Origin of the sequence: Vibrio sp. Vf1514, from assembly GCF_052076135.1 — a bacterium.
Lineage (GTDB): Bacteria > Pseudomonadota > Gammaproteobacteria > Enterobacterales > Vibrionaceae > Vibrio > Vibrio furnissii.
In genome coordinates, this window is sequence record NZ_CP197267.1 from 2,025,202 (window position 1) to 2,045,590 (window position 20,389).

16 protein-coding genes are annotated in these 20,389 nt (G+C 53.3%); 10 read left to right on the forward strand and 6 right to left on the reverse strand.

All coding sequences use genetic code 11. From position 1 onward, the window contains the following. Nucleotides 1-3: 3 nt before the first annotated feature. The 6 genes from ACS18Q_RS09275 (at nt 4) to ACS18Q_RS09300 (ending at nt 7,427) form a co-directional block, all read left to right on the forward strand. Nucleotides 4-624 carry an NAD(P)H-dependent oxidoreductase gene (locus ACS18Q_RS09275; protein WP_055466103.1) on the forward strand — a complete coding sequence of 207 codons (621 nt, stop codon included), beginning with the start codon at nt 4-6 and terminating at the stop codon, nt 622-624. Next, nucleotides 621-2,543 carry a monovalent cation:proton antiporter-2 (CPA2) family protein gene (locus tag ACS18Q_RS09280; protein ID WP_004725174.1) on the forward strand — a complete coding sequence of 641 codons (1,923 nt, stop codon included), beginning with the start codon at nt 621-623 and terminating at the stop codon, nt 2,541-2,543. Before ACS18Q_RS09275 ends, ACS18Q_RS09280 begins: the two co-directional genes overlap by 4 nt. Nucleotides 2,544-2,984: 441 nt before the next feature. Then, nucleotides 2,985-3,413: a DoxX family protein gene (locus ACS18Q_RS09285; protein ID WP_441256982.1), complete on the forward strand. Its 429-nt coding sequence runs from the start codon at nt 2,985-2,987 to the stop codon at nt 3,411-3,413. A gap of 248 nt (nt 3,414-3,661) precedes the next feature. Further along, entirely contained in the window at nt 3,662-5,287 is a 1,626-nt protein-coding gene (locus ACS18Q_RS09290; protein ID WP_172562305.1) for a LytS/YhcK type 5TM receptor domain-containing protein, read from the forward strand. Nucleotides 5,288-5,300: 13 nt separating this feature from the next. Next, nucleotides 5,301-6,041: a LytR/AlgR family response regulator transcription factor gene (locus ACS18Q_RS09295; protein ID WP_441256983.1), complete on the forward strand. Its 741-nt coding sequence runs from the start codon at nt 5,301-5,303 to the stop codon at nt 6,039-6,041. Between the two features lie 159 nt (nt 6,042-6,200). Continuing rightward, a complete protein-coding gene (locus ACS18Q_RS09300) occupies nt 6,201-7,427 on the forward strand; it encodes an L-lactate MFS transporter (RefSeq protein ID WP_004725170.1) in 1,227 nt (408 codons plus the stop codon). 138 nt (nt 7,428-7,565) lie between these two features. Here the strand turns inward: ACS18Q_RS09300 and ACS18Q_RS09305 are convergent, their stop codons facing one another. After that, on the reverse strand, nt 7,566-8,000 hold the full coding sequence (locus tag ACS18Q_RS09305) for a GNAT family N-acetyltransferase (protein WP_441256984.1): 435 nt from the start codon (nt 7,998-8,000) through the stop codon (nt 7,566-7,568). 370 nt (nt 8,001-8,370) lie between these two features. Here ACS18Q_RS09305 and ACS18Q_RS09310 point away from each other — a divergent pair, with 370 nt between their 5' ends. Then, nucleotides 8,371-8,850, forward strand: coding sequence for a hypothetical protein (locus ACS18Q_RS09310; RefSeq protein ID WP_004725168.1), 480 nt, complete (start codon nt 8,371-8,373; stop codon nt 8,848-8,850). A gap of 176 nt (nt 8,851-9,026) precedes the next feature. Then, nucleotides 9,027-9,935: a DMT family transporter gene (locus tag ACS18Q_RS09315; protein WP_004725167.1), complete on the forward strand. Its 909-nt coding sequence runs from the start codon at nt 9,027-9,029 to the stop codon at nt 9,933-9,935. Nucleotides 9,936-10,024: 89 nt separating this feature from the next. On the opposite strand, the gene ACS18Q_RS09320 is transcribed toward ACS18Q_RS09315, so the two are convergent. The 3 genes from ACS18Q_RS09320 to ACS18Q_RS09330 are packed head-to-tail and all read right to left on the reverse strand — an operon-like array spanning nt 10,025 to nt 12,558. Then, complete coding sequence (locus tag ACS18Q_RS09320) at nt 10,025-10,174, reverse strand: DUF2474 domain-containing protein (RefSeq protein WP_238826022.1); 150 nt, start codon at nt 10,172-10,174, stop codon at nt 10,025-10,027. Continuing rightward, nucleotides 10,171-11,178, reverse strand: a complete 1,008-nt coding sequence (cydB, locus tag ACS18Q_RS09325; RefSeq protein ID WP_206980429.1) for a cytochrome d ubiquinol oxidase subunit II — start codon at nt 11,176-11,178, stop codon at nt 10,171-10,173. Before cydB ends, ACS18Q_RS09320 begins: the two co-directional genes overlap by 4 nt. Before the next feature lie 15 nt (nt 11,179-11,193). After that, on the reverse strand, nt 11,194-12,558 hold the full coding sequence (locus tag ACS18Q_RS09330) for a cytochrome ubiquinol oxidase subunit I (protein ID WP_441256985.1): 1,365 nt from the start codon (nt 12,556-12,558) through the stop codon (nt 11,194-11,196). A 144-nt stretch (nt 12,559-12,702) separates the two neighbouring features. Between ACS18Q_RS09330 and ACS18Q_RS09335 the strand changes: the two genes are divergently transcribed. Next, nucleotides 12,703-14,118, forward strand: a complete 1,416-nt coding sequence (locus ACS18Q_RS09335; RefSeq protein ID WP_441256986.1) for a PLP-dependent aminotransferase family protein — start codon at nt 12,703-12,705, stop codon at nt 14,116-14,118. A 49-nt stretch (nt 14,119-14,167) separates the two neighbouring features. Here ACS18Q_RS09335 and ACS18Q_RS09340 read toward each other — a convergent pair whose 3' ends face one another. After that, nucleotides 14,168-16,378 (reverse strand): MASE3 domain-containing protein, encoded by a 2,211-nt coding sequence (locus ACS18Q_RS09340; RefSeq protein ID WP_441256987.1) that lies wholly within the window; start codon nt 16,376-16,378, stop codon nt 14,168-14,170. A 480-nt stretch (nt 16,379-16,858) separates the two neighbouring features. On the opposite strand from ACS18Q_RS09340, the gene ACS18Q_RS09345 reads away from it, so the two are divergent. Continuing rightward, nucleotides 16,859-17,143: a hypothetical protein gene (locus tag ACS18Q_RS09345; protein ID WP_081454426.1), complete on the forward strand. Its 285-nt coding sequence runs from the start codon at nt 16,859-16,861 to the stop codon at nt 17,141-17,143. A gap of 146 nt (nt 17,144-17,289) precedes the next feature. Here the strand turns inward: ACS18Q_RS09345 and ACS18Q_RS09350 are convergent, their stop codons facing one another. Further along, the gene (locus tag ACS18Q_RS09350; protein ID WP_441256988.1) at nt 17,290-20,382 is read right to left on the reverse strand and encodes a tetrathionate reductase subunit A; all 3,093 of its coding nucleotides are present in this window, start codon (nt 20,380-20,382) and stop codon (nt 17,290-17,292) included. Nucleotides 20,383-20,389 lie beyond the last annotated feature (7 nt).

Consider the following 20,389-nt stretch of genomic DNA (forward strand, 5'->3'; position numbering starts at 1 on the left):
TCTATGACCAGCCAACGTATTTTGATCCTCTACGCGCACCCTTGTCAGCACAAGAGCGAGGTGAATTCGCGCCTGTTTAAAGCGGCCCGTTACGCCCGCAACGTCACCCTCGTCGATTTGTATGGCGAATATCCGACGTTCAATATTGATGTCGACAAAGAGCAACAACGTTTGCTGGAACACGATGTGATCATTTTTCAATTTCCGATGTACTGGTACTCCACCCCGTCGATTCTCAAAGAGTGGCAGGATCTGGTGCTGGAATACGGTTTCGCCTACGGTCAGGACGGCGAAGCGCTGCACGGCAAAACCCTGCTGTGCATCACCTCCGCTGGCGGTAAATCGGAGAGTTATCAAGCCAGTGGCTATAATCGATATAGCGTGCGTGAACTGCTGCGCCCAATTGAGCAGATGGCCGCAATGACTGGCATGAATTACCTCGCGCCACTGGTGCTGTTTGATGCGCGATCCGCATGCGACGACGAACGTCTCGATGCGCACATCAAACGCTACATGCAGGTGCTGCAAGCATTGAGCGACAACACCATTGATGTAGAACGCGCCAGCGAGCTGCCCACACTAAATCAGTACTTCCGACCCATGGAGCTAAGACACTCTGCATGACCAGTTATTTTATTCAGGCTTTTATCTACCTCGTTGCGGCAGTGATTGCCGTCCCGCTTGCGAAACGCTTTGGCCTCGGCTCGGTGCTGGGATATTTGATGGCCGGCGTGGTCATCGGCCCCGTGGTGGGACTGGTTGGCGATGAAACATCCACCATTCAGCATTTTGCGGAATTTGGTGTGGTGATGATGCTGTTTCTGGTCGGTTTGGAGCTAGAGCCGAAAATGCTATGGGCGATGCGCACGCGCCTGCTGGGCTTGGGCGGCTTGCAAGTTGGCGTCACCACGCTGGCGACCATGGGCATGTGTCTGCTGTTCGACATCACTTGGTCAGTCGCGCTCACCATCGGTTTGATTTTCTGCCTCTCCTCCACTGCGATTGTGCTGCAAACCTTTAACGAAAAACGCCTCAATCGCACCGAAGGGGGACAAAACGCGTTCTCTGTGTTGCTGTTTCAAGACATCGCGGTCATTCCGATGTTGGCGTTTATTCCGCTGTTAGCGCTGCCCGAGTTGATTGAACAAGCGCAAACCGCCGCCAATGCCGCCGCCGCTCATCAGGAAGAACTCAACTTAATCGCCGATTTGCCGGGCTGGGCCTACGGCATCATCATCACTGCCGCAATTGCCACCGTGGTGGTGGGCGGTCACTATCTCAGTCGCCCGCTGTTTCGCTTTGTGGCCAGTGCCGGGGTGCGCGAAATCTTTACCGCCACAGCACTGATGTTGGTGGTTGGCATCGCCACATTGATGAATGTGGTCGGGTTATCCCCCGCGCTAGGCACCTTCCTCGCGGGTGTCGTACTGGCCAACAGTGAGTTTCGTCATGAGCTGGAAGCCAACATCGAACCGTTGAAAGGCTTGCTGCTGGGGCTATTTTTCATCACCGTGGGCGCGGGCATTAAGTTCGATATTCTGTTTGGCCACTTCTTTATTATTTTAGGCGCGACCTTGGGTGTCATGCTGCTCAAGGCGGTCGTGCTCTATCTGCTGGCGATGATCTTTCGCATCCAAGGCAGCAACCGCTGGCTGTTCACGTTGAGCTTGGCGCAAGCGGGTGAATTTGGTTTTGTGCTGTTAACCTTTACCCAGCAACGCCACGTGTTACCGGCGGATTTAGCGCAGATTCTGTCTCTGGTGGTCGCGTTGTCGATGTTCCTGACGCCGGGGCTGTTTATTCTGTTCGACAAAGTGATTCTGCCGCGGTTTGAACACGTCACCAATGAGCGCGACAGCGACACCATCGATGAACAAGGCACCGTGATCATCGCCGGGATCGGTCGTTTCGGCCAAATCGTCAACCGCTTGTTGGTCGCCAACGGCGTCAAAACCGTGGTGCTTGACCACCAAGCGGTTCAAGTGGACAACTTACGACGCATTCACACCAAAGCCTACTTTGGTGACGCCACTCGCCCAGATTTGCTTCACACTGCAGGCATTGAAGACGCCAGCCTACTGGTGGTGGCGATCGACAATCAAGAGAGCAGCGTGGAGCTGGTCAAATACGTTAAGCAAACTTATCCGCACGTGAAAGTGCTGGCGCGCGCGTTTGACCGAGGCCACGGCTACCGATTGCGCCAAGCAGGCGTCGATATGGCGGTTTCGGAAACCTATCATTCCGCACTCGAAGTGGGCGCAGCGGCGATGAAAACCCTCGGCTTTCACCCATTCTTTGTCGAACATCAGAAAAACACATTCAAGAAAGTGGAAAGCACGCATTCAGATGGTTTGTATGCCGCGTGGAATGCAGAGACCTTTGGCAAGGAGCGGCTCGATAACAACTACATCAAGCTGTTTGTGGAACTGGAAGAGCGCTTAAAAGCAGAAATGGCATTTGATCGCACCGACCGCCGCTTTGACAACGAGCGTCACTGGACGCCGCCACCCAAAGATTCTGCCATGCACGACCCATCGAAATAAGCAGACCTGACATCAAATAACGTTTAAGCCATGTTAATGCGCTTAAACGTTATTTTCATTGCCGCCCTTCAACACCCCGCTTGGTTTTATTTTCAGTACATCTTTCTTGATCGGTTTATTTCTCTATTGATTTATTCCTGCATTGATTTATTTGTGCATTGATATTGCGGTGATATCCATAGACATAAACACACTGTTAATCACGCGACCACTCAATAAAATTGATATTATTTTTGATTGAAAATCAATTATTAAGATTATTTCCAATATTTACACGGCGCTGCTTTTACAGCGAATGAAAGGGCAACCATACTCACACGAAAATTCATTTGATTCGCATCAACAAACTTATTCGAAATAATTGTTCATCATCGCCAAAGGCGTCGGTGCAACTCGTTGGTCGTTTACTGCTAAGTTAATAAAAAACCACTCGGAAAACTCATGATGAAAGCACGATTGAATGGATTAGATTCACTATTCGACAAAGACGACTTAGGCAAACTCATCCTACGCGTCAGTTTCGGCGTGATGTTCTTACTGCACGGTATTCATAAACTGTACGGTGGCACCGAGTTTATTCAGGGGCTGTTGGTGAACCATGGTTTGCCTGCGTTCGTAGCCTATGGCGTGTATGTGGGCGAGGTCATCGTGCCAATTCTGATCATTCTTGGCGTGCTCACCCGCGTGTCGAGTATCATTTGGATTGGCACCTGCTTGATGGTGATTTGGCTGATGCATGCCGACAACCTATTTACCGTGAACAAAGTCGGCGCATGGGCCGCCGAAGGCATTGGGGTATATCTGTTTGCAGGCATTGCCATCCTGCTGTTGGGGCCTGGCAAATACGCATTAGAATCGCGCAGCAACTAGCGCCCGGCACACGCGCCCATCATCCAAGCTTCGCTCAGGCGAAGCTTTTTTATTAGCCTTTTTATTGCCTTGTTTAATTAGCAGAAATTGTATCGATACTTCTGTTCATCTATGCCACCTCTTCCATCGGTTTCACCAATAAAGCCCATGCGGTTTGACCCATCTCATGATGAAGCTCACATTTTGTGGGTAACATGACGGGGTTTTTAGCGACCCTCGGAGTTTTTGACGTGTACACCGAACAAGTCATGATGCTACTCGCCGTGTTTGAACGCGCCGCTTTGATGCTGATGACACTCTTCATTTTGACGCGCACCCACCTGTTTCAGCGCATCGTCATCAAACGTCACCGCAGCCCCAAAGAGACCGCGATGATTTCGTTGCTGTTTATCTTTTTTGCGGTCTTTAGTACCTACACCGGCGTCAACGTGTATGGCTCGCTGGTCAACGTGCGCATCATCGCCATTTTATCTGGCGGCATTTTGTTTGGCCCGTGGGTGGGCATTCCGGCTGGGTTGGTCTCGGGCATTCACCGCTACTGGATTGACATGGACGGCCCCACCTCCATGGCGTGCCTTATCACCAGTATACTGGCGGGGCTTCTGGCGACGTGGATTCACCTACGCTGCCCGAAAAAACGCTTTGCCATGATGGGCATCGCCGCGGGCGTGCTGTGTGAAGTCACCACCATGTCGCTGATCATTGTGCTCAATGACAATACGGCGCTGTCGCATTCCATCGTCGAGCAGATCAGCATTCCGATGATCTTGGGCGTGATGTGCATTGGCTTAATCATCACCTTGGTGCAAGATCTCGACGATGAAAAAGACATGATCGCCGCGCTGCAAGCCAAACAAGCGCTCAACATCGCCAACAAAACCCTGCCCCATTTCAGACAAAACGACCGCGATTCGTTGCAAAAAGTGTGCGCCATTATTCGCGACGAAACCGAAGCAGATGCGGTGGCGATTACCGACACTCAAGATGTGTTGGCCTACATCGGCGTCGGTCAGGAAAACTACCTCGATGCGTACCACAAAATCAGCGACATGACGCAACAAGCGGTCAAGCTGGGCAAACAGATCATCAGCAATGACCTCAATGTGCATGAATTCCATTCATTGCTGATCATTCCGCTATGGGAAAACGGCAAAGTGACCGGCACGCTCAAGATTTTCTATTGCCAACCGCACCGCATTCGCGGCGCGCTCAAAGAGATGGCGATTGGTTTATCGCAATTGATTTCTACCCAAATCGAGATTTCACGCCTTGAGCAGCTCAAAACTATGGCGAGTAAAGCTGAGTTTTCTGCACTGCAAAACAAGATCAATCCGCACTTCCTGTTTAACGCGCTCAACGCCATCTCAACCTTAGTGCGCATTCAGCCCGATAAAGCGCGGCAATTGATCGCCAATCTCGCCGATTTCCTGCGTTTTAATTTGGAGAAAAACGACGGCCTGATCGACATTCAAGAAGAGATTCAGCAGGTGCGAGATTATGTGGCAATCGAACAAGCCCGCTTTGGCAGCAAACTCACCGTGACGTTTGATATCGATCCGATCCACAAGAAAGTGCCATCGCTGTTGATCCAACCCTTGGTCGAGAACGCCATTCAGCATGGCGTCGTGCCCGGCAAAGGCCCAGGAGAGGTGATCATTCGCGTGAAACAAGTGGGCGACGTTGTCAAAGTAACCGTTCGGGATAGCGGTGAAGGCATCAGCCAGCAGGTGATCGACAAAGTGAATCAAGGCACGATGGGCAGCCACCGAATCGGGTTGGTGAACGTCCATCAACGCCTTGCGCTGCTCTACGGCAAAGGACTCACCATTCAACGTCTGTCCCCCGGCACAGACATTTCTTTTGATCTCAATTGATGGTTATTTCCCTATGTTAAAAGCAATCATTGTGGAAGATGAATATCTGGCACGTGAAGAACTCAGCTACCTGATTCGCACATACAGCCAGATTCAAGTCATCGATTCATTTGATGATGGACTCGAAGCGTTCAAGTTTTTGCAAAGCAACAAGGTCGACATCATCTTTCTGGACATCAATATTCCGTCGATTGACGGCATGCTGCTGGCGCGCAACATTCATCAGTTTTCGCAAAAGCCGCAAATCGTGTTCACCACCGCGTACAAAGAGCATGCTGCCGAAGCGTTTGACTTGGAAGCCTTTGATTACCTGCTCAAACCGCTCAATGAGGAGCGTGTGAAACGCTTGCTGACCAAATTGGAACAGTTCGCGCTTCCGCAGCCGAGCGCGGCCAACCCAGTTGAACCAAGCATGGCGGCGAGCGCCGCGACCATCAACTTGGTGCGCGACAATCGCATTCGCGTCACGCCCATCGATGACATTGCCTATGCCGAAGCCAAAGAGAAAATCACATTGGTGTACACCCACGATGGTGAGTTTGTTGCGCCGTGTTCGATTAGCGAACTGATTGAAAAACTGCCAGCGCAGCAATTTTTCCGCTCCCACCGCTCGTTTTGCGTCAACACGCGCCACATTCAGGAAATCATTCCGTGGGTGAACAGCACCTACCTGCTGAAAATGTCGGATGTCGAGGGCGATGTGCCCGTCAGTCGCAGCAACATCAAAGCATTTCGCGAGCTGATGCACCTGTAATTCATGCCCGTATAATGCAACTCATGCACCGTGAGTTGCATTTCATTTTTTACTTGTTTCAAGCCCTTGTACCGTTGCTCAAACGCCGTATGTTGGGGGTATTCGGAATGAACACCCTGCTTCATTCCAACCCTGATTATTTTATCTGGAGCGTGCGTTATGAGTGTAACCGTAACCAAAACCCAACGGTTGATGACATTAGCCGGTACCATCATTACCCAGTTTGCACTGGGCTCTGTTTACACGTGGAGCCTCTTTAACTCACCGTTAGCCAATAAGCTGGAAGAACCCATCAGCCAAATCGCGTTCTCATTTGGTATTTTGAGCTTGGCACTGGCGGTGGCGTCATCCATTTCCGGCAAACTGCAAGAACGCTTTGGGGTTCGCAATGTCACACTGGCGGCAGGCGTGTTGCTTGGCGGGAGCTTGCTGCTCACCGCACATGCATCAAACCTGATGTTGCTTTACGTCTTCGCGGGTCTCTTGGTCGGTTTTGCCGACGGTACGGGTTACTTGATGACCCTGTCGAACTGCGTGAAGTTTTTCCCACAACGCAAAGGGTTAGCCTCCGCGTGTGCGATTGGCGCTTACGGTTTGGGCAGTTTGGGCTTTAAATACATCAACATGTACTTGCTGACACACATGGCGCTGGAACAAACCTTTGAAATTTGGGGCGCCATTGCGATGGTGATGGTGATTATCGGTGGCCTGATGATGACCGACGCGCCAAAACAAGTCAGCGCGACTGCGCAAGCAACGACCGACGACAACGACTTCACGCTCAATGAAGCGATGAAAACCTCACAATTCTGGATGCTGGCAGTCATGTTCCTGACCGTGTGTATGAGTGGTTTGTACGTGATTGGTGTGGCAAAAGACATCGGTGAAAACTACGTGCACCTGACCATCGCCACCGCCGCCACTTCCGTTGCCGTGATTGCGGTCGCGAACTTAGGGGGCCGTCTGGTGCTGGGTATTTTGTCTGACAAAATGGCGCGCATTAAAGTATTGGCCTTTGCCCTGTTCGTCTGTTTGGTCGGCACCGCATCGCTGCTATTCCTGCACTTGCACAGCCTGAGCTTCTACTTCGCCGTGGCATGCATCGCGTTTAGCTTTGGCGGCACCATCACCGTGTTCCCTTCATTGGTGAGTGATTTCTTTGGCCTCAACAACCTGACCAAAACCTACGGGGTGATCTACTTAGGATTCGGCGTCGGTAGCTTTGCAGGCTCGATGATCGCCTCCACCTTGGGCGGTTTCAGCGCCACCTTCTACGTGATGTTCGGTTTGTTGATTATCTCGCTGGTCATGGCCGCCTTGATCAAATTCCCACAACACACACAACCTCGCATGCATTCAGACCTGATGGCGCACAGCAACAGCTAACCCGCCATCCCAAGCTCAACACACGACAAAGGTCACCTCGGTGACCTTTTTTTATGGACGGCGAACCACGCTGTTAGGCAGCCACGGATTGATTTTCGATCCCATCGTGATAGGTGATCCCATCACGCTTGTGGTACATCACGCATTGAGATGTTCGGAACCGTTAAACGAAAACATGCGCACCTCATCGCGCGCGCACCAACCCAGTTTCTGATAGAACCCTTGTGCGCTGTGATTGGTTTGATACACAAACAGGTGGGTTTTATGAATCCCCAGCGCGGCCAGTGCATCAACGGTTGCGTCAACCAATCGCTCACCAATGCCTTGGCCGCGCAAGCGACTGCTGACCGCCAAATGTTGCAGATAGCCACGGCGACCATCGGTGCCAGCCAGCACCGTCCCAACGATCACACCGTCCTTGATGGCGACAAAACTGCAGCCCGGGTTGCGGGCCAAATACGCCGCGATGCTGTCGCGCGAATCGACATCACGCAGGGATAAATGCTCGGTTTCACGCCAAATCGCGATGACTGCATCGTAATCTGAGATGTCCATTTCTCGAATAGTGACCACATAAGCTCCTGATTTTCTGAAGATGCGCGTTTGCGCCTCAATGCATCATGGCATAATTCCACGCCATCAGTATAGCGTCACACCTTGATTTTATTGGGCTGCAACCTAGTTCGCTGGGAAAAAGATGCTCGAAATCACGCGCCAATGATGTTCAAATAGTGACCTTTGCGTGATCCATTCCACTTATTAAACAGAAAAACATCATTAGTGGAGACACGCCCCTTGCTTTAAGGGGGAAAAAGCCTAATAAAGGGGAAATGAGGCAGAAAACGTGCTTTTCATGAATTCTTGATTCACCGCATTACACCTTCTTCCCTGCCCGATTTAGTATTCGCTTCGGTATCGAAGCACCATTCAAAGGATCATTAATATGTCTGACCTGACGACGAGCATTGACTCTATCCAACCTGTTGTTGAATCTTCCGGCTCCTCTATCTGGGGCTACGTGATCGGCGGCATCGTCATCGTTCTGGCTGCTGGCTACTTTGGTTTCAAAAAAATGAACCAACCTGCTTTCGTGATTAAGCAGCTGCGTAAACGCAACCGTAAAGAGATGCAAAAACAAGGCGTTGAAAGCGCAGAATCGATGGCAGACCTGGATCTGCTCCTTGACGCGGTTCAAAAATACGCGACTGAGAAAAAAATGACCGGCACCGCGATGGTGCAACTGCTGGCGCCGATGAACGATAAATCGAAAGTGAAATCGGGCACAGATTTCTACCACGCACTGGCGTACATCGCGAAAAACATCGACGATCCGCAACTGGCGCGTAGCTTCCAAAACAAATCCAAACAAGTGAAATCCAGCTCTCCGCTGATGGCGGGTCTGCTGAAACGCGCAGGCGTGTAACCCTCACCGAAAGATGATTCGATAACCCGCCGCGTGCGGGTTATTTTTTACTTTCGTTTCAAGCGTATACCGAAGATCTATCACTTTCTGCATATCAAGCCCCAATTCCTCATGGCATTTCGAACGCTTTGCCAGTACCGTCATCATTCCTGCATAAGAAAAATGAAAAGGATGTCATGACCAGTCTTGTGAAACGCCTCAAATCCAGCCCGAAACATACCATTTGGATCACACTTGGTTTGCTTGCCCTGCCACCGCTCTTCTGGGCGGGGAACTTTATTGTCGGCCGCTCGGTGCGCGGCGATATTCCACCGCTCACGTTGTCGTTTGATCGTTGGTTGATTGCCAGCCTGATCTTGCTGCCGTTTACCTACAAAACTTTGCGCCGTGAGTGGCGGCTTTACTGGCAATACCGCACGCGGATTGTCATCGCTTCCATTACCGGCGTCGCGGCGTTTAACTCGCTGATCTATCTTGGTTTACAAACCACCACCGCCAGCAATGCGTTGATCCTGAACTCGTTCATTCCGCTGCTGATCATGCTGTTTGGCTCGCTGTTTTTTAAACTCACCCTCAGCGCCAAACAGTGGCTGGGGATGAGCATTTCGTTTGTCGGCGTACTGAGCATTATTTCGCGCGGCGAGTGGTCGAATCTCACCTCATTGAGCTTTAATCAGGGCGACATGGTTGTGTTTCTAGCGATGGTCAGTTGGGCCATCTACACGTTGGTGATTCAGCGTATGCCAAAAGAAATGAACCGGATTGGTTTGATGTCGGTGCAGATGTTCCTTGGCTTGTTGGTGGTGCTGCCGTTTTACCTGTGGGAAGTGCATTCTGGCGCGTTGCCAAACTGGAACAACCACACGCTGCTTGCGCTGGCTTACGTGGGGATTGTGCCTTCGGTGCTGGCGTATCTGCTCTACACTGCGGGCGTCGAACGTTTGGGGCCAGCTAAAGTCGGATTATCCATTCACCTCATTCCAGTATTTGGCGTGTTGCTCTCCATCGCGCTGCTCGGCGAGAGTTTGCATTTGTATCAAATCAGCGGCATGGCGCTGATCTTCCTCGGCATTCTGCTCAGTTAGCGCTGACAGGAAGATTTTGCCCAATAAAAAAGTCCCCGGCGAAGCCTCTTGCCGGGGACAAAGAGCTAAAAGTAAGCTCTATACTTCGGTTAAGCCCTGAGACCGGCTGCGGTCATCAAGGCTCGAAACAGCGTCGCGACAATGCCCAGCGCGGCCACACTGACACACCAAATGCCCGCCAGCCACAACCACTGTTTCCATGTCGTGGGCGTCTCAGACGCCTGATGTGGTTTGTTCAATGGTACGCCTCCCCGTCTTTCACTTTGCCGCCAAACACGGCATAGCTCCAAAAGGTGTACATCAAAATAAAGGGAATGATGAACAGCGCGCCCACCAGCATAAAGCCTTGGCTTTGCGGCGGTGACGCGGCCTGCCACAACGTGACCGACGGCGGAATGATGTTCGGCCACAGGCTGATGCCCAAGCCAACAAAGCCCAGCAGCACCATGCCCAGCGTGGCGACAAACGGCAGGCGATCCGCATGGCGCGCCAATGCGCGATAGGCCGCCCAAGCCAGTAACCCCGTAGCCAGCGGCACCGCAGAGAGCCACACTACGTTCGGCACACTCAACCAGCGCGTGGCAATATTTGGCTGTGCCAACGCCGTCCACGCACTCACCGCGATCATCACGGCCAATTGCATCGTCAGAATACGCGGCGCCATGCCAAAGAATCGCTGCTGCAAATGGCCCTCGGTTTTCATGATGAGCCAGGTCGCGCCGAGCAGCGCATACGTCACCACCAAGCCAAAGCCACAAAACAACGTGAACGGCGTCAGCCAATCAAACGCACCGCCCGCGTAGTGACGTTGTTCAACCGCAATGCCTTGAATCACGGCGCCGACTACGATGCCTTGGCAGAAGGTCGCAGCCACCGAACCGACCATAAAGGCGCGATCCCAAAACACGCGATGATGCGCCCACGCTTTAAAGCGAAACTCAAACGCCACACCGCGAAATATCAACGCCACCAGCATCAGCGTGAGTGGAATGGTCAGCGCATCAATGATCACGCTATAGGCGAGCGGAAACGCGCCAAACAGCGCCGCCCCGCCCAACACCAACCAAGTTTCGTTGCCATCCCACACCGGCGCGACCGAGTTCACCATGGTGTCGCGCGCCTCGCCGCGGATCACCATCGGCATCAAAATGCCGATGCCCAAATCAAATCCATCCATGACGATGTACATCAGCGTGGCAAACACGATGATGCCAAACCACACAATTGATAAATCAAATCCCATCTCAGGCTCCTTGAATTAAATGCGACCGGACAAAAACGGCTGTTCGTGTTCAGGCGAATGCGCAGCATCCGGCCCCTGTTTGATTTGGTGAATCATGTACAGATAGCCAAAACCAAACACCGCGCCATACACCAGCACAAACCCAATCAGGCTGATGCTCATGTGCAAATCGCCATGGGCGGACACCGCATCTCGCGTGCGTTGCAGCCCATACACCACCCATGGCTGACGGCCCACTTCGGTGGTAAACCACCCCGCTAGAATCGCAATTAACCCGCTCGGCCCCATCCAAACACACAACCGCAGAAAGCCACGATGTTGATTGAGTGTGCCGCGCCGACGCAGCCACACGCTCCAAAGCCCTTGCAGCAACATCAACATGCCGAGTCCAACCATGATGCGAAACGCCCAGAACACCACGGTGGCATTCGGTCGGTCTGCTTTGGCAAACTCCTTCAGCGCTGGAATCGGTTTACTCAGGCTGTGATTGAGGATCAGGCTGCCCAGATAAGGAATTTCCAGCGCGTAATCGGTGGTCTCGGTCTCCATATTCGGCATGCCGAATAAAATCAGCGGTGTCGGTTCGCCATCGCCGTTATCCCAATGGCCTTCCATCGCAGCAATTTTCGCGGGCTGATGTGCCAATGTGTTTAAACCATGCAGGTCGCCAATCAGGATCTGAATCGGCGTCACCACCACCAACATCCACAGCGCCATGGAAAACATTTTGCGTACCGCGCTGCTGGCATTGCCGCGTTTCAAATGCCACGCCGCCGATGCTGCGACAAACAGGGCGGTACTGAGAAATGCCGCCACGCCCATGTGCAGCAAGCGGTATGGGAAAGAGGGGTTGAAGATCACCGCCAGCCAATCGACTGGTACTACGCGGCCATCGACAATTTCATAGCCTTGCGGCGTGTGCATCCAGCTGTTAGACGCCAGAATCCAGAACGTGGAAATGATCGTGCCAAGCGCCACCATGCAGGTGGCAAAAAAATGCAACTGTTCCCCCACTCGTTTCCAGCCAAACAGCATCACGCCGAGAAATCCGGCTTCGAGGAAAAATGCCGTCAGCACTTCGTACGTTAGTAACGGGCCGGTGATCGAACCGGCGAAGTCCGAAAAACCACTCCAGTTGGTGCCAAACTGGTAAGCCATCACCAAACCAGACACCACGCCCATGCCAAAGTTGACCGCAAAGATTTTCGACCAAAAATGGTAAAGGGTTTTGTAATCGGGATTGCGGCGTTTCAGCCACAGCCCTTCGAGCACCGCCAGATAGGTCGCCAGACCAATCGTGATGGCGGGAAAAATAATGTGAAACGAGACAGTAAACGCGAATTGAATGCGAGCAAGCATGAAAGCGTCGAGACTGAACATAACTTCCTTCCAGTATCTTTTTAATTGTGGCAGGCATGGTATGTCGCCACAAAAATTGCGAACAGATACAGAAACTCGTCGCTTTTCTATAACAGTGATGAAAACCAAGTGTTATATTCCGAGTTTCAATGAAAGGGATGAGCGATGGCAAAATACGAACAGTTGGTGGCACAGATCAAGCATCAAATTGACGCAGGTATCTGGCAGGCGGGCGATAAGTTACCGTCGCTACGCAAGCAATCTGAGCACACGGGTTTGAGCCTGATGACGGTGCTGCACGCCTACCAAGTGCTCGAATCGCAAGGCTGGATTCAATCGCGCCAACGCAGTGGGTATTGCGTGTCGCCACAATTGGCCCCAGCGGCCAACACTGTGCCGCGCGCCATCGAATCGATGGAGCAGATCGACATCAACGATTTTATCTTTGATGTACTGCAAGCAGGGCGCAATCCGCACATGGTCACCTTCGGTCACGCCTATCCCGACCCCAGCCTCTATCCGCGCCATCAGGTCAACAAGTCGCTGATGGCAGCCGCGCGTAGCATGCCGGTGTCTAGTGCGCTCGATAACCTGCCGCCGGGCAACGACACGCTGCGCTCAATCATCGCCAAACGTTACGCAGCCCGTGGCATCAACATTTCACCGGATGAAATCGTAATCACCGCAGGCGCGCTGGAAGCGCTCAACCTTAGCCTGCAAGCGGTGACGCGCCCCGGCGATTGGGTGGTGGTGGAATCGCCCACCTTTTATGGCGCGCTGCAAACCCTTGAACGCTTAGGGCTGAAAGCGCTCTTCATTCGCACCGACCCGCAGCACGGCATCGACCTCGACTCCCTTGAACGGGCGTTGCAATCGCATTCGGTCAAAGCGTGCTGGTTGATGAGCACGCTGCAAAATCCGCTCGGATTTACGCTCAGCGCCGAGAAAAAGCAGCAGCTGGTACAGCTCCTCAGCCGCTATCAAGTGGCCTTAATTGAAGATGATGTCTACAGCGAACTCTACGCGGGTAAGGAAGCGCCGCTGCCTGCCAAAGCGTGGGATCGCAGCGCCAATGTGATGCACTGCTCGTCGTTTTCCAAATCCTTGGTCGCCGGTTTTCGCATCGGCTGGGTGGCCGCGGGTCAGCACGCCCTGCGCATTCAAAAACTGCAACTGATGAGCACCCTGACCACCAGCGTGCCGATTCAACTTGCGCTAGCGAACTACCTCACCACGCGCAATTACGAACAGCATTTGCGCCAACTGCGGCGCAAACTTCACGAACGGAAAAAGGCGATGCTGGCACAGCTTCATCTGGCGTTTCCGCCCGAAGTGAGTATCACCGATGCTGATGGGGGGTATTTTATCTGGGTTGCACTGCCGATAGGCATGGATGCGATGGCGCTGTATCAACGCGCGCTGCAAGAGAAGATCACCATTGCGCCAGGCAAAATGTTTAGCCCGGGTGAGCAGTTTGCCCACTGTTTTCGCCTCAACAGCTCGTTTGAACTGACCGAGCAGCGCCAGCGGGCGATTTCTCGCTTAGGGGAATTGATTCGCCAGCAAATGGTGGAAGATTAAGCCGCTGCTTTAAGCGGCGACTTCTAGGCCACTAAACGAAGCAACGACGTTAAGCAACGACAAGGCAGTTTTTGCCACGGCGTTTGGCCTGATACAGCGCACTGTCGGCTTTCACCAATAAGGCTTCGATGGTCTCGCCATGAGTCGGATATACCGCCGCTCCAATGCTGATCCCGATTAACGCCGGGGAACCGTCAATCACAATCGGGGTGCTGATCGCCTCAATAATCTGTTGCGATTTATAGAAACAATCATCGTCGGTGTTGCGCAGAATCGCGACAAACTCATCCCCGCCAAAACGCGCGACAATGTCTTGCGCGCGAACACTGTTTTGTAGGCGATGTGCGACCACTTTCAACACTTCATCCCCCATCGAATGGCCGTAGCTGTCGTTGACGTCCTTAAAGCCATCCAAATCCATGTAATAGAGCGTAAATGGCTGCCCCTGCGCACGCGCTTGGGCTAAATGATCATGCGCTAAATCGTAGAAATGACGGCGGTTCGCAAGGCCGGTTAACTCATCTTGCGTCGCCAGTCGCCGTTCCAACTCCACCACTTCTTGGCGTCGTTCGACTTCTTGCTGCCAATGCTCCGTCGCATCGCTGACGGCTTTGGTCACTTGCACGCGGTGCGTCAGAATGCGGTATAACCCAATGGCAATCACGCCAGTCGAGAGCAACAAATAGATCCAGTACCACGACGACAAAATAAAGCCAGTATGCATGACATACGCGGCTCGGCGACCATTCATCGACAGCACCCAGCGACTGTTACTCAGGGCAATTTCGGTGGAAAGAATCGGGTTGGCATCGGTCTCATCACGGCCAAAAATCACCGCATTCACATCGCCCACCGGATTCACCGCGCGCATCGCGAGCGAAAATTCGCGATCGAATGCGGTGATGGGCGTTGATTGAAGCAACGCCTCTAAATCAATGATGACTGTCGCAAAGCCCCAGAATACATCTCGCTGCGTCAAATCATGGGACGGCAGGTAAACCGGCGCACGTGCAATCAATGCCTGACCACCTTGGCGCAAGGTTAACGGGCCATCGACGATGGTGCTGCGCGAGGTAATCGCCTTCATCACGCCATTCTTGCGTTTCGGATCTTGCAACAAATTGTGGCCGACGGCTTTTTGATTGCGTTCGACATTCGTCACGTAGGTCACAATGCCTTGCGGCGCCAATTGCAAACTGGTGATGTAAGGGGTTTTCTCCAGCATACGTTCCGCAAAAATGGTGAACTCTTCTGGCGTAAAGTCAGGGCGAGACTGCACAAATGCTTCCAAGCTGTCGGTCAGTCTGAATTTGCTATCGAGCGCCGCTTGCAGCGAGATGGCCAGCCCTTGCAACCGCTGTTGGTACAGGTAGAGATCGTCGCGCTGCTTGGCCTCTTTCTCGATGTAGCGCACGCTCAGCGCTACCGTTCCCCAAATCACGCAGGCCAGAACCACAATGGTAATGTGCAGCGGATTGGCCTTGTAGAGCGAATTACTCGTGACATTCTGATCCACCAAAATGCCGCGATAAAGGAAGTAGTTCGACGCCAAACGGAACAGATGCCCCGCCGCGTTGGCATCGCCATACACCGAGGCGTATTGGGTAAAACAAAACTCCGCCCCCATCGTGAGCGCAAACGAGATCATCAAATAATGCACTTGCAGCGACTGGTAGCTGCGGCGGCGCATCCAAACGCCAATGGCCGCCAACAACACAAAGCTGATGACCACATATTCGCTGTAAATTTTAAACGGCGTGAGTCCTTGGCCATCAAGAAAAGCATCAGGGAAAATTTCGAGTGGATAGATGGCGCAAACACCAGTCGCGGTCGCCAGCACCAGCACCTTGATGTACTGCTCGACATAGCGACACTGAAATGGACAAAGGAACACCAGCGCCAAGCCCATGGATTCCACCAAACGGGCCAGAATCCAGAATTGCGTGGGCGGGTTGTTGCCCAGCCCTTCGGCAAAGAGCGAGCCTTTGTAACTGAGGGTATGTGCCAAATCGACAAACGCGACGCATAAATACAGGGTACTGAGTAACGCGAGCGGACGTGCATCCTTGTGGGTCGAGGCTTTGTAGCCTGCTAAGGCAATCATGCCGGAAACAAATACGGTGGTCAGTTCAATGATGGCGTGAAACGTCACGAAATCGTGACGTGACAGGATCCAGAGCAGCCCTAACACGGCGGCCAGCAGCAAGGATTGTGTCGACCTGACAAAACGACTTTTGTCAGTGAACTTCAAACTTTCCAACGCGTCCTATCCCATTGATTTGTTTTTTTAAGGGTGAAAGGGTCGTCTCTGATCATCTCGACCAGAATAAACAGCCACAGGAAATAATGGCCGGCACGGTCACTCTGGGTGAGCATCACCAGAATTCGGTGCTTCGTCTGTTTTTGACTTAGTGACTTTTTGAATAGTAACGTGGTTCATAAAAATGGGTCAATTCATTGACACCATAAATGCAGGGGCTATCGCCCAAAAACGGTCAATTAAACCTCATTTTCTTGATGGATATAACAAATAATTGACGCGAAATCAGTCTCATTTTCCTTCAGCGAATTGCGTGAAACAATGTGCAGTAGATTACTTAAAACTAGGTGCTGTAGATTCCTCGAAACTAGGTGCATTAGATTGCTTGAAACACGGTGACTAATATTACCCCTTCAGGAGTGTGGTGATTTTTGTGCGGGCGAGTAGAATCACATCTTTACCACTGATGATACTGACGCCATGAAACCCGATCGATTGACTGCCATGCAGCAGATCATTGATGCGGTGCAAAAGGAATTCCCGCTTTATCAACAAGACACCTTTGTCTGCGGCCCCGACAACACCTGTGTCGGCTGCCCGAAAAAACTGATGGAACTGGTCGATAGCGAACTCAGCTATTGGCAACACCAAGTGACACGCGGCCTGCCGCCTTCATTCGACGAACTCAACCGATTCGGCAAACTGTGCAAAAACGTGCGCCGCGCCTTGGTGCGCAATGGCCGAATCGCGGTCACTGAGTCGTAATCATTCACCGGTAACGCCACTCTGTTCACCAGCAACGTCACGGCTCATCGATACGACACCGATGAAGATGAAAAGGCGCAGCGGCATAAGCTCACTGCGCCTGTGTGGTGTAATGTGGCGTGGTAAGTCGTGTGTGATTTGGCTTGCTACGCTTTGCGAATCCGCGCTGGCAGGGATTGGCGAGCCGCCGCGCCGACCACCCAGTCGAGCAGCACGCCCGGGCTTTGCCGGGTTGGGTCAATCAAGCCGATATCGTTGATGTTGACGCCATCGCTGCGCTTCATGTTGACTGGTTGCTGCTTGTCGCCAATCCAGTGCGCCCGCTCGCCGAGTTCAGTATGGCCAAAACCGTGCTCGAAACCGAGCGTGCCGGGGCGAATACCCTCCAGCACCATCGCCACCGCCATCATCTGCGCGCTGGGGGTTTCAATCACAAACCGATCACCCGTTTCAATCCCCGCCGCCTTGGCATCGTGTGGATGCATGTAGACCGGGTTGTCACCTTTGATCGCGTTGAGACGGGGCGACAAATTCGACACCGCGCTGTGAATGTTGGACTTAAAGTTGGTCAGGCTGAACGGCCACTCGTGCGACGGATAACGCACTTCCAGCGGCGTGCCGTCGGCCAGTTTTTGCGGATACCAGGTCGGGCAGCCGCTGTAGCGTTCGCCGGTCATGGTATTGCGCGACGTCGCCAGCTTTTCGTTCCAGATCGCAACCGGATTGACCCATTTGTATTTCATGGTATCGCCTTTGTAGGCTTCGGTCGCATCCTCAAACCGACCGCCGCGCGCAAAAATGTACGCCACCCGCTTCATTTCGTCCGCTGTCAGTGCCTGCTGCATGGCGGGCATCAGGCGCTCCAGCCCCGACCATGCGATGTCTTCCGCCGTCACTTCCGGTACGCCGCCTTTGACATACGCCAGGTTGGCCGCCGAACGCAGGTAGAAATCCTCCGCGCTATGAATGCCGTGCCAGTTGCCTTGGGCATCGGCAATGGCGTTGTCACCAAAACCGCCGAGCTGCATTTTCTTCGCCACGTCGATCAAAAAGTTTTCCAGACAGATCGAGCGCCCATCCGCCGTTTTGGCCGTGCGCGGCGCCACAACCGGCCAGCGCGCCGTGACGGTTTTAACGGGCACGTCATGCCACGGGCCGGCCATGCCCCAGCTTTCGTACGTGACGGTATCCGGCACAATGTAGTCCGACAGCGTGGTGGTTTCGTTGATGAACGCATCGACCGATACGATCAGCCCCAACTGCTTCGGATCTTTGAGTTTTTCTTCCAGCAGCGCTTTGAGCCCCGGCACCCCGTAGATCGGATTGGCAATGTGGTTGATCCACGCTTTGATGCGATACGGATAGCCGTCCATCGCCGCCGACAAGTGTTCGGTCAGCAGTGGCGCGGATATCGGATACCACGGTGCACGCGTTGGGTAAGGTGACTCGCCGGCTGCTACGCGACGCCGGTATTCACTGCTTTTGTGATACGGGAATTTGCTTCGCGACAGGAAAATGCCTTTGGGCGCGACCTTACCGGCAAACTGGTTGAAGTTGTAACGCGGGCCATCGCCTGAGGTCGGATAACCGCCCGCTTTGGCCATTGCACCGCCTTTGCGGTTGATGTTTCCCACCATGGCATTGAGCATCATGATGGTGAACGCGTTGTAAAACCCGTTGCTGTGCATGTTGCCGCCGTGGGTGTCCACCACCGCTTTGGGGCCATAGCTGGTAAAGCGCTGTGCCAGCGCGATGATTTGCGCCTCGCTAATACCACACTGCTGGCTGTAATAGGCCAGATCGTATTTAAACGCCTGCTCTTTGAGGTGCTGCAGCGACGATTTAACCGTAACGGACTTGCCCGCCAGCATCACCTCGCGCGTGACAAACAGCGCCGCTTCGTCTGGTTCGGTATTGAGCGCAAACTCGTCGCTACTTGCACTCACCACCACATACGGATCGCTGTCTGAACGTGCTTCACCGTCAAACGGCAACCCGACATCCGATGCGCGCAGGAAGCTGCCGCAACGCGGATGCTGCTCGTCACTGATCACTAAATGGGTCGCGTTACACCAGTGCGCCGTGCCGGCACGCTGCATCGCGGCCACACCCGGCTGAGCCAGAAATGTCTGGTTGTAACGCTGATTGGCGATGATCCACTGAATCATGCCAAGCACCAGCGCAGAATCGGTGCCCGGTTTGATCGCCAGCCAATCGTTGCGATCGCCCGCCGCTAAGCTCGACGACCCCGCTGGCAAGCTGGGCGTGACCACAGTGTATTCGAGTTTGCCTTCGCTACGCGCATTGGCAAGCTGGCGCGCCTGACGCTTGAATGGGTTACCCGCCTGCGCTGGCGACATGCCAATAAACAGAATGTATTCGGCGTGGTCGAAATCCGGTTTGAGGTGAGCGTATTTATCCAAATCGTTGAGGAATGCGCCGCTGCCGGCACGAAACGCATAGCCGCAATACGAGCCATGATGGCCAAAGTTGCGTGTGCCGAAACTGTTAAACGCAAAGCGTTTGATGATGTCATCCCGCCCCTCGTTGCTGGCATTGGTCACCAGCAACTGGTTGGCTTTCGGACCATATTCCGGGTTATCGGCATCCAGCGGCGTGGTGAGGTCGCGAATGGCACGCAACCCCTCGACATGCCCTTCGCCAAACAGATCGCCCCCTTCGACAATCTCCTCAATCAACTGCTCGTAGCTGATCGGCTCCCAGCGCCCTTCACCACGTTTGCCGACCCGTTTCAGCGGCTGTGTGATTCGGTAAGGGCTGTTTTGCATGTCCAGCATTGCATTGCCACGCGCACATGCTGTTGAACGGCCTTGCAACCCCGCTTCGCCCGCCATACTCAGGTAGGCATCTTTGACTGGCGTCGCAAACGGAATCGCATTTTGCTGTGACAGCGGATGATACGGGTTACCGCTGATGCGCAGTATGTCATCGTTACGATTGTCGATGCGCACGCGCAGGCCGCACAACGTCCAGCAGCCAAAACACATCGAGGGCGCGACGCGCTGATTCGGATTGGGGATCAGACTGCCGTTGCGATTAACGCGGTATTCCGGCTCCAGCGAATTACCATGATGCGGATCGCGGGTAGCCTGCCCGGCTTTACCCTCCACAATCCCTTCGACCATGTGTTTAGTGGTGGTTGCGTACCCGACGGCAAATGCGCCCACACCACCGACGGCAAGGCCCGACTTCAAAAACTGACGGCGTTTGTTGTCCATGTTCTGT

Excerpts from the sequence above, each read along its gene's own strand:
- ACS18Q_RS09280 (WP_004725174.1), top strand. The coding sequence starts at position 621 with ATGACCAGTTATTTTATTCAGGCTTTTATCTACCTCGTTGCGGCAGTG.
- ACS18Q_RS09315 (WP_004725167.1), top strand. The coding sequence starts at position 9,027 with ATGACCAGTCTTGTGAAACGCCTCAAATCCAGCCCGAAACATACCATT.
- ACS18Q_RS09345 (WP_081454426.1), top strand. The coding sequence starts at position 16,859 with ATGAAACCCGATCGATTGACTGCCATGCAGCAGATCATTGATGCGGTG.
- ACS18Q_RS09350 (WP_441256988.1), bottom strand. The coding sequence starts at position 20,382 with ATGGACAACAAACGCCGTCAGTTTTTGAAGTCGGGCCTTGCCGTCGGT.
- ACS18Q_RS09275 (WP_055466103.1), top strand. The coding sequence starts at position 4 with ATGACCAGCCAACGTATTTTGATCCTCTACGCGCACCCTTGTCAGCAC.
- cydB (WP_206980429.1), bottom strand. The coding sequence starts at position 11,178 with ATGGGATTTGATTTATCAATTGTGTGGTTTGGCATCATCGTGTTTGCC.
- ACS18Q_RS09295 (WP_441256983.1), top strand. The coding sequence starts at position 5,301 with ATGTTAAAAGCAATCATTGTGGAAGATGAATATCTGGCACGTGAAGAA.
- ACS18Q_RS09330 (WP_441256985.1), bottom strand. The coding sequence starts at position 12,558 with ATGTTCAGTCTCGACGCTTTCATGCTTGCTCGCATTCAATTCGCGTTT.
- ACS18Q_RS09285 (WP_441256982.1), top strand. The coding sequence starts at position 2,985 with ATGATGAAAGCACGATTGAATGGATTAGATTCACTATTCGACAAAGAC.
- ACS18Q_RS09290 (WP_172562305.1), top strand. The coding sequence starts at position 3,662 with ATGATGCTACTCGCCGTGTTTGAACGCGCCGCTTTGATGCTGATGACA.
- ACS18Q_RS09300 (WP_004725170.1), top strand. The coding sequence starts at position 6,201 with ATGAGTGTAACCGTAACCAAAACCCAACGGTTGATGACATTAGCCGGT.
- ACS18Q_RS09310 (WP_004725168.1), top strand. The coding sequence starts at position 8,371 with ATGTCTGACCTGACGACGAGCATTGACTCTATCCAACCTGTTGTTGAA.
- ACS18Q_RS09335 (WP_441256986.1), top strand. The coding sequence starts at position 12,703 with ATGGCAAAATACGAACAGTTGGTGGCACAGATCAAGCATCAAATTGAC.